General features: G+C 66.3%; 13 protein-coding genes. 12 read left to right on the top strand and 1 reads right to left on the bottom strand.

Annotation, left to right across the window (positions count from 1 at the left end; genetic code table 11):
• The 10 genes from CKO35_RS13995 to tldD all read left to right on the top strand — a co-directional run bounded on the left by CKO35_RS13995 (position 1) and on the right by tldD (position 11,743).
• Complete coding sequence (locus CKO35_RS13995) at positions 1-1,275, top strand: glutamate-5-semialdehyde dehydrogenase (RefSeq protein WP_200176753.1); 1,275 nt, start codon at positions 1-3, stop codon at positions 1,273-1,275.
• Between the two features lie 18 nt (positions 1,276-1,293).
• On the top strand, positions 1,294-1,947 hold the full coding sequence (gene nadD, locus CKO35_RS13990) for a nicotinate-nucleotide adenylyltransferase (protein WP_200176752.1): 654 nt from the start codon (positions 1,294-1,296) through the stop codon (positions 1,945-1,947).
• A gap of 88 nt (positions 1,948-2,035) precedes the next feature.
• Positions 2,036-2,434: a ribosome silencing factor gene (rsfS, locus tag CKO35_RS13985; RefSeq protein ID WP_200176751.1), complete on the top strand. Its 399-nt coding sequence runs from the start codon at positions 2,036-2,038 to the stop codon at positions 2,432-2,434.
• A gap of 6 nt (positions 2,435-2,440) precedes the next feature.
• Positions 2,441-2,911: a 23S rRNA (pseudouridine(1915)-N(3))-methyltransferase RlmH gene (gene rlmH / locus CKO35_RS13980; RefSeq protein WP_200176750.1), complete on the top strand. Its 471-nt coding sequence runs from the start codon at positions 2,441-2,443 to the stop codon at positions 2,909-2,911.
• Between the two features lie 61 nt (positions 2,912-2,972).
• Positions 2,973-3,554 carry a Maf family protein gene (locus CKO35_RS13975; RefSeq protein ID WP_200176749.1) on the top strand — a complete coding sequence of 194 codons (582 nt, stop codon included), beginning with the start codon at positions 2,973-2,975 and terminating at the stop codon, positions 3,552-3,554.
• 10 nt (positions 3,555-3,564) lie between these two features.
• The gene (gene rng / locus CKO35_RS13970) at positions 3,565-5,043 is read left to right on the top strand and encodes a ribonuclease G (RefSeq protein ID WP_200176748.1); all 1,479 of its coding nucleotides are present in this window, start codon (positions 3,565-3,567) and stop codon (positions 5,041-5,043) included.
• A gap of 37 nt (positions 5,044-5,080) precedes the next feature.
• Entirely contained in the window at positions 5,081-8,908 is a 3,828-nt protein-coding gene (locus tag CKO35_RS13965; RefSeq protein WP_200176747.1) for a YhdP family protein, read from the top strand.
• 43 nt (positions 8,909-8,951) lie between these two features.
• The gene (locus CKO35_RS13960; protein ID WP_200176746.1) at positions 8,952-9,299 is read left to right on the top strand and encodes a hypothetical protein; all 348 of its coding nucleotides are present in this window, start codon (positions 8,952-8,954) and stop codon (positions 9,297-9,299) included.
• A 24-nt stretch (positions 9,300-9,323) separates the two neighbouring features.
• On the top strand, positions 9,324-10,148 hold the full coding sequence (locus CKO35_RS13955) for a carbon-nitrogen hydrolase family protein (RefSeq protein ID WP_338031807.1): 825 nt from the start codon (positions 9,324-9,326) through the stop codon (positions 10,146-10,148).
• Positions 10,149-10,297: 149 nt separating this feature from the next.
• Positions 10,298-11,743 carry a metalloprotease TldD gene (gene tldD, locus CKO35_RS13950; protein ID WP_200176745.1) on the top strand — a complete coding sequence of 482 codons (1,446 nt, stop codon included), beginning with the start codon at positions 10,298-10,300 and terminating at the stop codon, positions 11,741-11,743.
• Here the strand turns inward: tldD and yjgA are convergent.
• On the bottom strand, positions 11,737-12,252 hold the full coding sequence (yjgA, locus tag CKO35_RS13945; protein WP_200176744.1) for a ribosome biogenesis factor YjgA: 516 nt from the start codon (positions 12,250-12,252) through the stop codon (positions 11,737-11,739). The two genes, tldD and yjgA, sit on opposite strands and share 7 nt — an antisense overlap.
• Before the next feature lie 65 nt (positions 12,253-12,317).
• On the opposite strand from yjgA, the gene pmbA reads away from it, so the two are divergent.
• Positions 12,318-13,661 (top strand): metalloprotease PmbA, encoded by a 1,344-nt coding sequence (gene pmbA, locus CKO35_RS13940; RefSeq protein ID WP_200176743.1) that lies wholly within the window; start codon positions 12,318-12,320, stop codon positions 13,659-13,661.
• Positions 13,662-13,857: 196 nt separating this feature from the next.
• Positions 13,858-15,009, top strand: coding sequence for a flagellar motor protein MotA (locus CKO35_RS13935; RefSeq protein ID WP_200176742.1), 1,152 nt, complete (start codon positions 13,858-13,860; stop codon positions 15,007-15,009).
• The last annotated feature ends 43 nt before the right edge of the window (positions 15,010-15,052 follow it).

The raw sequence follows: 15,052 nt of genomic DNA, 5'->3' as shown, positions 1-15,052 counted from the left end.
ATGGCAGACACCGTGATCGAGAACATCAACGACTACATGCTGCAGCTGGGTCGACAGGCCCGTGCCGCTTCCCGGGTCCTGCTGCGCGCCGACACCGCCGCCAAGAATGCCGCCCTGCTGGCCATGGCGGAACTGATCGAGGCCCGGGCCGACACCCTGATGGCGGAAAACCGCAAGGATCTGGAGGCCGGTGAAAGGAATGGCCTGGATGCCGCCATGCTGGACCGTCTGGCCTTCAATCCCGAACGCCTGGGCACCATGGCCGAGGGGCTGCGCCAGATCGCCGCCCTGCCGGATCCGGTGGGTGCCATCTCCGATCTCAATTACCGCCCCAGCGGCATTCAGGTGGGCCGCATGCGCGTCCCCCTGGGGGTCATCGGCATCATCTTCGAGTCCCGGCCTAATGTCACCGTGGATGCCGCCGGCCTGTGCCTCAAATCCGGCAATGCCGCCATCCTGCGCGGAGGCTCCGAGGCGTTTCATTCCAACCGGGCCCTGGCCGACTGCATCCGCGAGGGTCTGGACCGGGCCGGCCTGCCCGCCGACGCGGTGCAGGTGGTGGGGACCACCGACCGGGCCGCGGTAGGCGCCCTGCTGCGCCTGAAGGATCATGTGGATGTGATCGTGCCCCGGGGCGGCAAGGGACTCATCGCCCGGGTCAGCGAGGAATCCCTGATTCCGGTGATCAAGCACCTGGACGGCATCTGTCATGTCTACATCGACGATCATGCGGACCTGGACAAGGCCGTCAGGGTCACCCTCAATGCCAAGACCCAGCGCTACGGCACCTGCAACACCCTGGAAACCCTGCTGGTGGCCGAATCCATCGCCCCCAGGGCCCTGACCGCCCTCAAGCCCCTGTTCGACGACAAGGGCGTGGAACTGCGGGGCTGTGCCCGTACCCGTGCCTTCCTGCCGGATATCAGCGAGGCCACCGAGGAGGACTGGCAGACGGAATACCTGGCGCCGATCCTGAGTATCCGGGTGGTACCCGGACTGGACGAGGCCATCGATCACATCAATCACTACGGTTCCCGCCACACCGATACCATCGTCACGGAAAACTACACCCGTGCCCGGCGGTTCCTGCGGGAAGTGGATTCCAGTTCGGTGATGGTGAATGCCTCCACCCGCTTTGCCGACGGCTTCGAATACGGCCTGGGGGCCGAGATCGGCATCAGCACCGACAAGCTCCATGCCCGTGGCCCGGTGGGGCTGGACGGTCTCACCACCCTGAAATACGTGGTTCTGGGGGACGGTCATGTGCGCGGGTGAGCACGGGCTCGGGGAGCGATGATCGGCATCCTGGGCGGCACCTTCGATCCCATCCATTTCGGACACCTGCGTCCGGCGCTGGAGATCCAGGAATGCCTGGATCTGGATGAGCTGCGCTTCATCCCCTGCGGCCTGCCGCCCCACCGGCGCCGGCCCGAGGCCGACATGTCGCACCGCCTGGCCATGGTGGAACAGGCGGTGGCCCTCCATCCCGGTTTCAGCGTGGATCGTCGTGAGCTGGAGCGGGCCGGACCTTCCTACAGCGTGGACACCCTGGAGAGCCTGCGCCGGGAACTTGGCTCGCGTGTACCCCTGTGCCTGCTGTTGGGCATGGACGCCTTTGCCGGCCTGTCCTCCTGGCATCGCTGGCAGGAGCTGTTCGGCCTGGCCCATATCGTGGTGGCCCACCGGCCGGGCAGCGACGAGCCCCGGGCCCTGGAGGCCTGGGCGGCATCCCGGCGGGCGGCAGACCCCGCCGAACTGCGCGCCGCGCCGGCGGGGCGTATCCTGTGCATGCCCGTGACCCAACTGGATATCTCCGCCACCACCATCCGTGGTCTGGTGGCCCGGGGGCGCAGTCCGAGATTTCTGCTGCCGGAGCCGGTGCTGGAGTACATTCACCGTCACGGACTCTATCAGGAACACGCCGCGGCTACGGGTAGCCCGTGCTGACCGGGTCGCCCCCTCGGGCGGCCGTGTCGGCGGCATTGTCGTAATCCTGGCTTTATCTTTATCTTTCACCGCTTTCCCAGAGGGATGCATGCAGACAGAACAACTGACCCAGATCGTCCTCCAGGCCCTGGACGACATGAAAGCCCAGGACGTCAAGTGCATTGACGTGCGAGGCAAGACCGCCATCACCGACACCATGGTGATTGCCTCCGGTTCATCCAACCGCCATGTGAAATCCCTGGCCGACAACGTCATCATCAAGGCGAAGGAAGCCGGCATCCAACCCCTGGGCGCCGAGGGCGAGCGGGAAGGGGAGTGGGTGCTGGTGGATCTGGATGACGTGGTGGTCCACGTGATGCTGCCCCAGGTCCGCGACTTCTACAATCTGGAGAAGCTGTGGCTGACGGACGAATCCCTGCAGGCGGCCTCGGATGAGGAAACGGACGAGGATTCTCCGGCCGCGGCCCTGCGCCGCCTGCGTCGCTAGGCCTGCGTGCGCATCCATCTGCTGGCGGTGGGCAATCGCATGCCCGGCTGGGTGACCGAGGCCTACCGGGAATATGCCGGGCGACTGCCCGCTGAATGCAGCCTGGAGCTGCGGGAGATCCCTTCGCCCCGGCGGGGACGCAACGCCCCGGTGGAGCGTCTGCGGGAAGAGGAGGGCGAGCGTCTGCTGGCGGCGGTGCCCCGGGACTGCTGGGTGGTGGCCCTGGACGAGAAGGGCCGCGGCCTGGATACCGCCGGCCTGTCCCGGCAACTGGATCAGTGGATGCAGTCGGGCCGGGACGTGGCCCTGCTGGTGGGGGGCGCCGACGGTCTGTCCGACGCCTGCCGCGCCCGGGCGGACTTCAAGTGGTCCCTGTCGCCGCTGACCTTTCCCCATCCCCTGGTGCGGGTGATCCTGGCGGAACAGATCTACCGCGGCTGGAGTCTGTTGCGCAATCACCCCTATCATCGGGCGTGACCGTCGGCACGGCCTCCGTGCCAGGTGCCCAACCCGATGCCTCACACCCGGAGATTCGCCCATGCTCATCCTTGCCTCCGCCTCGCCCCGCCGCCGCGAACTGCTGGATCAGATCGGTGTGGCCTGGCAGGCGCATCCGGTGGACGTGGAGGAGATCCCCCTGGCCGGAGAATCCCCCGAGGATTTTACCCTGCGCATGGCGGTCACCAAGGCCCGGTCAGCCCATGACGCCGTTCCCGGTCACCTCCCGGTGTTGGGCGCGGACACCGTGGTCAGCATCGACGGTGATATCCTGGGCAAGCCCAGGGATCGGGAAGATGCCCTGGACATGCTCGGCCGTCTGTCCGGTCGGACCCATGAGGTCCTCTCCGCCGTGGCCCTGCTATATCAGGGGTGCTGTCATCAGGCCCTGTCCACCACCCGGGTGCGATTTCGCGACCTGAGTCCCGCTGACATGGACGCCTATTGGGCTTCCGGAGAACCGGCCGACAAGGCGGGTGCCTACGGGATTCAGGGCCTGGGCGCCCTGTTCGTCGCCCACATTGAGGGCAGTTACTCCGGTGTGGTGGGGCTGCCCCTGTTCGAGACCGGGGAACTTCTGCGTCGCTGCGGTCTAATATCCGGCATTGATAATCAAACCTGAAGGCACCCCGATGATGGGCACGGAAATCCTAATGAACGTCACCCCCCAGGAGACCCGCGTGGCCCTGGTGGAAAACGGTGTGCTGATGGAACTCAGCATGGAGCGGGCCCGGCGCCGGGGGCTGGTGGGCAACATCTACAAGGGGCGAGTCAGCCGGGTGCTGCCGGGCATGGATGCCGCCTTCGTGGACATCGGCCTGGAGCGGGCCGCCTTTCTGCACGCCTCCGACGTGGCCCCGGTGGAACGGGAAGAACTGCAGGGCGGCGAGACGGAACGTACCGAGCCCATCCAGCGCCTGCTGCGGGAAGGGCAGGACATCCTGGTGCAGGTGATCAAGGACCCCCTGGGCACCAAGGGGGCACGCCTGACCACCTACATCACCGTGCCCTCCCGGTATCTGGTGCTCATGCCCGGCAATACCACCGTGGGCATCTCCACCCGCATCGAGTCGGACACCGAGCGCGCCCGGCTCAAGGGCACGGTGGAAGGCCTGCAGGCGGAACTCGGGTGCAGCCACGGTTTCATCGTGCGCACCGCCGCCGAGGCCGCGCCCCTGGAGGCCCTGCGCAACGACATGATCTTCCTGGTGAAACTCTGGCAGACCATTCAGCAGGCGGTACAGAAGGTGCGGGCCGGTTCCGAGGTCTACATGGACCTGCCGCTGACCCTGCGAATCCTGCGGGACATGGTGGGGGTGGAACTGGAGAAGATCCGCATCGATTCCCGGGAGACGGTGCAGCGGGTGAGCGAGTTCGCCGCCCAGTATGTGCCCGAGCTGCTGGACCGGATCGAGCATTATCCCGGCGAGCGCCCCATCTTCGACCTCTACAACGTGGAGGACGAGATCCAGAAGGCCCTGGAACGGAAGGTGGAACTCAAGTCCGGTGGTTATCTGATCTTCGACCAGACCGAGGCGATGACCACCATCGACATCAACACCGGAGCCTTCGTGGGCCACCGCAACCTGGAAGAAACCATCTTCAAGACCAACCTGGAAGCGGCCCAGGCCATTGCCCGGCAGCTGCGCCTGCGCAATCTGGGGGGCATCATCATCGTCGACTTCATCGACATGACCCAGGAGGATCACAAGCGCCAGGTGCTGCGTTCCCTGGAAAAGGCGATGGAAAAGGACTATGCCAAGAGTCAGATCTGTGATGTCTCGCCCCTGGGACTGGTGGAAATGACCCGCAAGCGTACCCGCGAAAGCCTGGAACATCTGCTCTGCGAACCCTGTCCCACCTGCATGGGGCGCGGTTACGTAAAGTCCGCCGAGACCGTTTGCTACGAGATGTTCCGGGAGATCCTGCGCGAGGCCCGTCAGTTCGACGCCCGGGAACTGCTGGTGCTGGCCTCCCAGCCGGTGGTGGACCTGCTGCTGGACGAGGAGTCCGCCAGCGTTGCCCAGCTGCAGGAATTCATCGGCATCCCCATCCGTTTCCAGGTGGAGAGCCTTTATACCCAGGAGCAGTTCGACGTCGTGCTCCTGTAACCCCGCATTCCGCCCCGGACCTTGAGGAGTCCGTCGCTTGCTCAGACCCACCCTGGCCGTCAGCCTGCGTATTCTGGTCATCAGCCTGCTGGTGGCGGCAACTCTGGTGGCAGGCCTGCGGCTGATCGCGCCGCAGCTGGATGGGCTGCGCGCACCGTTGGAACGCTTTCTCTCCGAACAGTCCGGCCAGCGGGTGACGGTGGGCGCACTGCACGCCCGGTGGCGCATTCTGTCGCCCCAGGTCACCGTCTCCGATGTTCAGGTCCACGGCACCGACGAGGCAGAACCGATCCTCGTCCTCAAACATCTGGATCTTGGTCTTGCTCCCTGGCGCAGCCTGCGACAGGGGCGGCTGGTGCTGGGGCATGTGGAGATGCGGGGTGCCGATCTGCACCTGCATCGGGACGAGGCCGGGCGGGTACAGGTGCGCGGTGTGGATGCCCTGCCGCCGCAGTCTGATGCCCCGGCATCCGCGCCGTCACCGGATGTGCTGGCGCTACTGGTGGGCCGGGCCTTCACCCTGAGCGAAAGCCGGTTGCGCTGGGAAGATTTGCGACTGGGCATTGATTACCAGTTCGACGACCTGAACCTGGACATCTCGCTGGAGCCCCGTCGGGTACGCATGGCCGGAGAGGTCTTTCTGCCGGAGGAGTTGGGCCGTTCGTTCCGGGTGGGCATGGATCTGAACCACAGCGGCCAGTGGGATGGCTGGGACGGCAAGACCTTCATCCAGGCCGATGGGCTGGAACTGGAGGGGCTGCCCGAGGATGCCCGTGCCGCCCTGGGTTTGCGCACGGGTAACCTGGACGGCCGGCTCTGGTTGCACTGGCGCCGGGGTGGTCTGCAGCGGGCTTACCTGGAACTGGCCTTGCGACATCTGGAAATGGTCTCCCTGGAGGATCCCGACCTGCCCGCGCCGGTGCTGGATGCCCTGGAGGGACGGGCCTTGTGGTATGCCCGTGAGGGTGGCTGGGATCTGCGGGTGGACGGACTGAGGCTGTCGCGCCAAGGGGATCACTGGCCCGGGGGTGGCCTGGACCTGAGCGTGGTGGAAGATGCCCGGGGTGTGCAGGTGAATGCCTGGCTGGACTATCTGCGTCTGGAGGATCTGCTGCCCCTGGTTCTGCATCAGCCCTGGGTGGACAACCCCTTCCAGCAGCTGCTTGCGGCACTCTCGCCCAAGGGGACGTTGACGGAAACCCGTGTGGGGCTGATCCTGCCCCCCGAGGGAGGGCTTCGCTTTATCACCGATGGGCGTTTTCAGGGCGTGGGTATGGTTCCCTGGACGGTGTTGCCGGGGATCCAGGGGGCGGACGGCGCCTTTGCCTTCACCGAGGCGGGCGGCGAGCTATGGCTGGATAGCGTCGGCCTTGGAGTGACGTTGCCGGACCTGTTCGACCACGAGCTGCGGGCCGATACCCTTAAGGGACTGGTGCGCTGGCTACCGGAGCCGGATGGGTCCAGGCTGCACCTGGAAGGACTGACGGTGGCCAATGCCGACCTGCAGGCCCGGGGGCAGGGCGTGATTCACCTGGGCGCCGAACCGGGCATGGATCTGCAGCTGTCCTTTGCCGAGGGTGACGGTGCCCGGACGGCCCATTACCTGCCCCGGGGCATCCTGCCGGAGAAGACCTATCAGTGGCTGAGTCGCGGCATCCTGGATGGTCGGGTCATCGAGGGCGGCCTGCTGTTCCGTGGAAGGTTCAGTGACTTTCCCTTCCGCGAGGACGAAGGGGTCTTTCTGGTCAGCGCCCGGGTGGAAGAGGGCGTGCTGGACTATGAAGACGGCTGGCCGCGTCTGGAAGCGATTTCTGCCACCCTGGAGTTTCGTAACCAGGGCATGCGGATTCATGACGGGGAGGCACGACTTTTCGATGCCCGCATACACGATGCCCGGGTGCGGATCGATGATCTTGAAAGCCCTGTGCTCACTATCGAGGGACAGGCATGGGGACCGGCGCGGGATTATCTGCGTTTCGTCGGCGAAAGCCCCCTGGGGGAAGGGCTGGAGACCCTGCTGGCCGGGGTTTCGGCCCGGGGCGAGGCGGGGCTGGAGGTACGGATAGACATCCCCCTGGAAGATCGCGAGACCCTGGAACATCCGGATACGGTCAGGGGGCGCCTGACCCTGGATGGCAACCGGCTGTCCCTGGCGGATCCCCCGCTGGTTCTGGAATCGGTGCAAGGTGCGGTGGATTTCACCGAGCGTAGCGCCCGGGCCCGGGATGTCTCCGCCCGGCTCAATGATGCCCGCATCCGGGTGCAACTGGATCGCACTCCCGCGGGAGCCGTGGAGATCCAGGCTGCGGGTCCTCAGCCGATCAGGGGGTTGCTGGGCGATATTGCGCCCGAGCCCTGGCTGGGCTGGCTGGAGGGAACCTCCCGCTGGGAGGCGCGGCTGAGCGTGCCTCCCGAAGGGTTGTCGCAGGGTGTACTGAGCCTGTCTTCCGATCTGGTGGGGGTCCGTTCCAGTTTGCCTCTGCCGCTGGCAAAGACCCCGGAGGCGGCGCGTCCCCTGGCGGTAAGAATTCCGCTGGATCGGGGCGAGAATGTGCCTTTTCGGGTGACGCTGGGAGAGGACCTGCGTGCCCTGTTCACCCTTGATGAGGCAGGTCGGGTGCAGCGGGGGGAATTGCGTCTGGGGGGGCAGCCCGCCGGTCTGCCGGATCAGGGTTTCAGGGTCAGGGGCAGTCTCTCGGGGTTGTCCCTGGATGACTGGCTGGCGGTGCTGGATGATATCGGCGAGATCGAACCGGCCGGTCGGGACGGGTGGCTCAGGGAACTGGATCTGCACCTGGACCGTCTTCAGGTCATGGGACGACGCATCAATGATCTGAGCCTGCATGCGCGCCAGGAGTCGCGCCATTGGACCGCCCAGGTGGCCTCCCCCCTGATGCTGGGCCGCATCCAGTGGCCCTTGGAGGCCGGAGATGGCTTGATCATGGATCTGGAACTGCTGGATCTGGATCAGCTGGAAGGGGCCGCGGTGCAAACTGCCGAGGGCCGGGCCCGGCCGGATCCGGGCGGTTTGCCGCCGTTGCGCCTGTCCGCTCAGTGGCTGGTATTGCAGGGGCATCGGCTCAAGGATCTGCGACTGGAGACCGAGCCCGGCCCCGAAGGCCTGGCGATCCGCCGCTTCTCGCTCGCCGATGGCGAGGGTCTGACCCGGGGCCAGGCCGAGGGGCATTGGCTCAGGCGGAACGATGATGCCCACGAGACCCTGCTGCAGATGACCCTGGAGAGCGAGGATCTGGGACGGAGTCTGACCTTGCTGGGTTTTCAGCCCGTTTTTCGTGGCGGCAGGGTCGGGCTAGAGGCGCGGCTGCACTGGCCCGATACCCCTGCCCATGTGGACTGGTCCAGCCTGGAAGGTGAAGGGCACGTGCGCGTGGACGACGGCCGCCTGACCGAGGTGGAGCCCGGGGCGGGGCGTCTGCTGGGGCTGTTCAGCCTTGATCTTTTGCCCCGGCGCCTGGCCCTGGATTTTCGGGACTTTTTCCAGCGCGGGTTTGCCTTTGATCATCTGGAAGGAACATTCCGGTTCAGCCAGGGGAATGTCCATACCGATGATCTGAGCATCCACGGGCCGGCCGCCCGCATCCGTATCCATGGCCGGACCGGGGTGGAGGCCAGGGATTATGACCAGACCATTACCGTGACTCCCAGCGTGAAGAGCACGCTACCCCTGGCCGGCGCACTGCTCGGTGGGCCGGTGGCGGGTCTGGCGGTATTCGTGTTCGACCGGGTGTTGGGGGTGGGGGAGCGCATCGACGAGGCGGCCCGGGTGGAGTACCGGGTGACCGGGGACTGGTCGTCACCCCGGGTGGAGGCCGTGGCCCGGATCCTCGAAGGGCGGGGTTCCTGAGGGACTGTCGTCATTTTCACCTTTCTGTTGCTATAGTAGCGCCATGCTGCCGATCCTGCGCCGGGGCCTGACCCTGATCCTCCTGTGTTTCCCCCTTCTCCTGCCAGCGGGCGAGCCCGCCTTTACCCTCGATGCCGATGTCTGGACCCGCCCGCGGGACGCCGCTTCCCTGGTGGCCGAACCTGCCTTGCGCGGTCTGCTGTCCCGCTATGAGTCCCGGGGGGGTGGGCAGGTGATCCTGCGTCATCCTCCGGGGGAGCAGGGCCGGCTATGGGCCGCCGAACTGCAGGACTGGCTGGTGGCACTGGGCATTCCCTCCGCGGACATCATGCGCGTTGCGGGGGAAGGCCTCACCGGCCGGATGGAGCTGTCTCTCCAACCCCTACCCTGAACCGCAATAGCCAAGGGAATTAATGTGACGATTGCCGCTGCCATTCAAATGGCCTCGGGGACCAACCTGAGTGCCAACCTTCAGGAGGCCGGACGCCTGATCACCCAGGCCGTTCAGGCCGGCGCCCGCCTGGTGGTCCTGCCGGAAAACTTCGCCCTCATGGGGATGACCGAACATGACAAGGTGGGGCTGCGGGAGGCACCGGGCCAGGGCCCGATCCAGGATTTCCTGGCGGAACAGGCCCGGCGCCACGGGATCTGGCTGGTGGGGGGAACGATCCCCATGGAATGCCCTGACCCGGGCAAGGTGTTTGCGGCCTGCCTGGTTTATGACGATCAGGGACGGACGGTGGGCCGTTACGACAAGATCCATCTGTTTGACGTGCATCTGCCGGACAATGACGAACACTACGAGGAATCCGAGACCATCTCTGCCGGAGACCAGGTGGTGGTGGTGGAGACCCCCTTTGGTGTGATGGGGCTTTCGGTCTGCTACGACCTGAGATTTCCGGAACTCTACCGTGGGTTGCTGGACCGTGGCGCGGAGATCGTGGTGCTTCCGGCGGCCTTCACCGCCGTGACCGGCCGTGCCCACTGGGAGGCGTTGGTGCGGGCACGGGCCATTGAGAACCAGGTCTATATGGTGGCGGCGGCCCAGGGCGGGTATCACGTGAACGGCCGTGAGACCCATGGAGACAGTATGGTGGTCGATCCCTGGGGCAATGTGCTGGATCGCCTGCCCCGGGGGTCCGGGGTCGTGACCGGAACCCTGGACCGGGAGCGGCAACAGTCCATCCGCCGCGGCTTCCCGTCCATCTACCATCGCCGGCTGTCTTGCGATCTTCGCTGAGGGGCGACCGGAGCGGTGGAGGGCATGGCTGAAAATCCCTTGTATTCTGAGGGCTTGAAATACAGCCGCCACGCCCCAACACTGCAAGGACAGCCCTCTACCGTAATCGCCGTGCGCCTGTACCAAGACACTGACCAAAGGCCCTGTTCATGACCCAAGCCCTGGATACCGCCCGCCTGCATCTGCTGGAACCCGCCGGCCTCACCGAGGCCGACCTGGACCGGGTGCTCGGGACCCTGTGCGGTCCCGGGCTGGATGGGGGCGACCTGTATTTTCAGCTTTCCCGCCATGAGTCCTGGATGCTGGAGGACGGCATCGTCAAGGATGCCGGCTACAACATCGAGCAAGGGGTGGGGGTACGCGCCCTGTCCGGCGACAAGACCGGTTTTGCCTATTCCGACGAGATCCTGCTGCCGTCCCTGATGGAGGCGGCGCGCGCCGCCCGCGCCATCGGCCGGGATCATCGTGACGGCACGGTGCCGGTGCGTCGGCGGGAGGCGGGACACCGCCTGTATCTGCCGGTGGACCCCCTGGGGACCCTGGACGAGAATGCCAAGATCGATCTGCTACAGCGTCTGGACGCGGAGGCCCGACGTCAGGATCCCAGGGTGAGCCAGGTGATCGTCAGCCTGGCCGGGGTCCATGAGGTGGTGATGGTGATGCACACCGACGGCACCGTGGCGGCGGATGTGCGGCCCCTGGTGCGCCTGAACGTCCATGTCATTGCCGAGGACGACAAGGGGCGCCGGGAGCAGGGCTCCAGCGGCGGCGGCGGGCGCAGCGGTTACGAATTCTTCCTGGATCAGGAACGGGGTCTGGGCTATGCCCGGGAAGCGGTGCGTCAGGCCCTGGTGAACCTGGAGGCGGACGAGGCCCCGGCGGGCACCATGACCGTGGTGCTGGGATCCGGCTGGCCCGGCGTGCTGCTCCACGAGGCCGTGGGCCACGGCCTGGAAGGTGACTTCAACCGCAAGGGTACTTCGGCCTTCAGCAACCGGGTGGGACAGAAGGTGGCGGCATCCGGGGTGACGGTGGTGGATGACGGCACCCTGGCCGGGCGGCGCGGTTCACTGAACGTGGATGATGAAGGCATCCCCACCCAGTCCACGGTGCTGATCGAGGACGGTATCCTCAAGGGCTACATGCAGGACCGGCTCAATGCCGGGCTGATGGGGCTGGCGCCCACGGGCAACGGTCGCCGCGAGTCCTACGCCCATCTGCCCATGCCCCGCATGACCAATACCTACATGCTGGCGGGGGCCCATGACCCGGGCGAGATCATCGCCTCGGTGGACAAGGGACTCTATGCGGTGAATTTCGGCGGTGGTCAGGTGGACATCACCTCCGGCAAGTTCGTCTTCTCCGCCTCGGAAGCCTATCTGATCGAAGGCGGCAAGGTGACCCGGCCGGTACGGGGCGCCACCCTGATCGGCAACGGCCCCGAGGTCATGAGCCGGATTTCCATGGTGGGCAATGACCTGGCCCTGGATACCGGCGTGGGTACCTGCGGCAAGGAAGGTCAGAGCGTGCCGGTGGGGGTCGGACAGCCGACCCTTCGGGTGGATGCTCTGACGGTGGGTGGTACCAGTCACTGACCGTCTTGCGGTGGGTTCTCCGGTGTCTGCATCGTGTCGGACACCAGGCGGAACAGGGCACGGGATGCCCCGGGGCGCTGCGAGCGGGCATCGGCGGCCAGCGTCGCCAGGCGCTTGCGGTTGACACGGGGGTACTCATCGCAGAAGGTGGCCAGTGCCGTCTCCCCCTCGGTGACCAGACGGTCCCGCCACTGCTCCATCCGGTGGAACTGCCGGGCCCGGGCCCGGCGTGCCGCCTCCCTGGCCTCGATGGCCGCCTGAATGGGGCCGGCATCCACCTGACGCATCAGCTTGCCGATATACTGGCGTTGTCTTCGCAGGGCCTCCTTGCGCAGGCCACGGCAGTGGCGAAGGGCGTCCAGCAGGCGTTCCGGCAGGTCCAGGGCCTTGAGGTCCGCCTCGGAAAGCTCAAGCAGGGCCTCGCCCAGGTCCTTGGCGGCCTGAGCCTCCCGTTTGCGGGAACCGCGGCTGGGGCGGTCGAATTCATCAAGTTCATCATCGGTCGTCATGGGGCATAGTGTATCCCGAAGACGCCCTTCAACGAGCATGCCACACGCATTACCAAGGAGATCTCATGTCCGCACCCCAGACCCCGGTTCTTGATGCGCAGGCGCTGGAACATCTCGTCGGGCAGGTCCTGGACGAGGCCCGTCGCGCCGGGGCCACGGCCGCCGAGGTGGCGGTCAGCCACGATACCGGCCTGTCGGTCAACGTACGCCTGGGCGAGGTGGAGACCCTGGAGTTTCACCGTGACCAGGGCGTGGGCGTCACCGTCTACATCGGCCGGCGCAAGGGTTCCGCCAGCAGTTCCGATCTGCGTGCCCGATCCCTGCGGGAGGTGGCCGAGGCCGCCTGCCGGATCGCCCGCTATACCGCCGAGGACCCTTGTGCAGGCCTGGCTGACGCCGGACTCATGGCCCGGGACTATCCCGCCCTGGACCTGGATCATCCCTGGGACCTGGAGGCCGATGACGCCATCGAGATTGCCCGACGCTGCGAGGCCGCGGCCCGCGCCGAGGATGCCAGGATCGTCAATTCGGAAGGTGGCAGCGTGAACACCTTTCGGGGCACCGCCATCTACGGCAACACCCATGGCTTCATCGGCGGCTACGCCGCCACCCGCCATTCCCTGAGTTGCTCCGTGCTGGCGGGGGATGGCGGCACCATGGAGCGGGATTACTGGTACACCGTGGCCCGCGAGGCCGGTGCCCTGGAAACGCCCGAGTCCGTGGGGGTCGAGGCCGCCCGCCGGGCGGTGCGCCGTCTCAATGCCCGGCGTCTTTCCACCCGCCGCGCTCCCGTGCTTTATACCCCGGATGTGGCCCGTTCCATGCTCGGACATTTCGTCGCCGCCATCCGCGGCAGTGCCCTGTATCGCAAGTCCTCGTTCCTGGTGGACCGGCTGGGGGAGCGGATCTTCCCCGAGTTCGTGCATATCCACGAGCAGCCCCACATCCCCCGTGCCCTGGGCAGCGCACCCTTCGACGGCGAGGGGGTGGCCACCCGGGCCAGGGATCTGGTCCGTGACGGTCGCCTGGAATCCTATGCCCTGGACAGCTACTCCGCCCGTAAACTGGGTATGGAGACCACGGGGAATGCCGGCGGCGTGCGCAATCTCACCATTGACCCGGGCACCGGGGATGCCCAGGCCCTGTTGCGGGAGATGGGCACGGGGCTGCTGGTGACCGAGCTGATCGGTCACGGCATCAACATGGTCAATGGCGACTACTCCCGGGGCGCGGCCGGATTCTGGGTGGAAAACGGCGAGATCCTGTATCCGGTCTCGGAGATCACCGTGGCGGGCAATCTCAAGGACATGTTCATGAATCTGGTGGCCGTGGGTTCGGACGTGGACTTGCGCGCCAATATCCGGACCGGTTCCCTGCTGATCGACGGGCTCACCGTCGCCGGTGACTGACCAGAACCCGACCGGTTCCACGGCAATCCCACCCGTGGTCTTGTTACCATAGCCCCCTCTCTCCTTGTGGGAGAGGAGGCTGGTATGGAATACACTCTCTACCTTCCTGAATCCCCTCTCCCTGTGTGGGAGGGACCGGCGTGGTTGCCGGGTTAATATCTCCATATCGGAACCATCCGGCCGGGGGAGCCATCGCATGCGCAAGACCAGGGACAGCATCATCTGGATGAGCGTCTTTTTGCTCGCGGTCATGACGGCCGCGTTGCTGCTGTCCGGTCCCCTGCTGGCGGCCTTTCTGGCCAACCCGGCCTTCAACGGCATGATCCTGTTCGTGCTGCTGGTGGGACTGGTGGTGAACTACCGGCAGGTACTGATCCTCAATCCCGAGGTGCGCTGGATCGAGGCCTTCCGCACCAGCGATGTCCCGGAGGCCGCCCAGCTCCCCCGTACCCGGTTGCTGGGAGCCATGGCCCGCCTGCTGACAGGGCGGCGTGGCGACCAGTTCACCCTGTCCACCGTCTCCATGCGCACCCTGCTGGACGGGATCCGGATGCGCCTGGACGAGTCCCGCGATCTGTCCCGCTATTTCATCGGTCTGCTGGTTTTCCTGGGGCTGTTGGGGACCTTCTGGGGCCTGCTGGATACCCTGCGGGGCGTGGGTGCGGTGATCTCGGACATGGGTATCGGCGGCGAGGACATGAACGGGGCCTTTGCCGCCCTGCAGAGCGGTCTGGAGAAACCCCTCTCGGGGTTGGGAACCGCCTTCAGTTCCTCCCTGTTCGGGTTGGCCGGTGCCCTGGTGCTGGGCTTTGTGGACCTGCAGGCGGGCCACGCCCAGAATCGCTTCTACAACGAACTGGAGGAATGGCTTTCGGGCCTCACCCGCCTCTCCACCGGTGCCCTGGTGTCGGAGGGGGAGGGGACGGTCCCGGCCTATATCCAGGCCCTGCTGGAACAGACTTCCGACAGCCTGGACAAGCTCCAGCGCCTGATGGCCCGGGGGGAGGATGAGCGCCGGCTCACGGACCAGCGGTTGATCGCCCTGACCCAGGAAGTGGCCGAAGTGGCCCAGCTGGTGCGCGGCGAGCAGAAGGCCATGCTCGGGCTGGCCCGCACCCAGTCGGAGCTGCAGGGGGTGCTGGAGCGGTTGGCCGAAGCCACCGGCGCCCGTTCCGACAGCGAGCAGGAGATGAGCCGGCACCTGTCCGGGGTGGCCGATACCCTGTCGGAGCTGCGGGTGCAACTGGGCGAGGACCGGGGGCATTTCATCGGCGTGCTGCGTGACGAGGTCCGCCTGATGACCCGCACGGCGGCCCGTCTGGGGGAAGGGGGACGGGAGCGGGAATGATGATGCACCGTCCAGCGATGCCATCCGGAGCCTGCTGACCACT

Origin of the sequence: Ectothiorhodospira shaposhnikovii (genome assembly GCF_016584105.1) — a bacterium.
Taxonomy (GTDB): domain Bacteria; phylum Pseudomonadota; class Gammaproteobacteria; order Ectothiorhodospirales; family Ectothiorhodospiraceae; genus Ectothiorhodospira; species Ectothiorhodospira shaposhnikovii.
The sequence above is the reverse complement of the archived record's forward strand: the minus strand, read 5'-3'. Positions and strand labels throughout refer to the sequence as shown.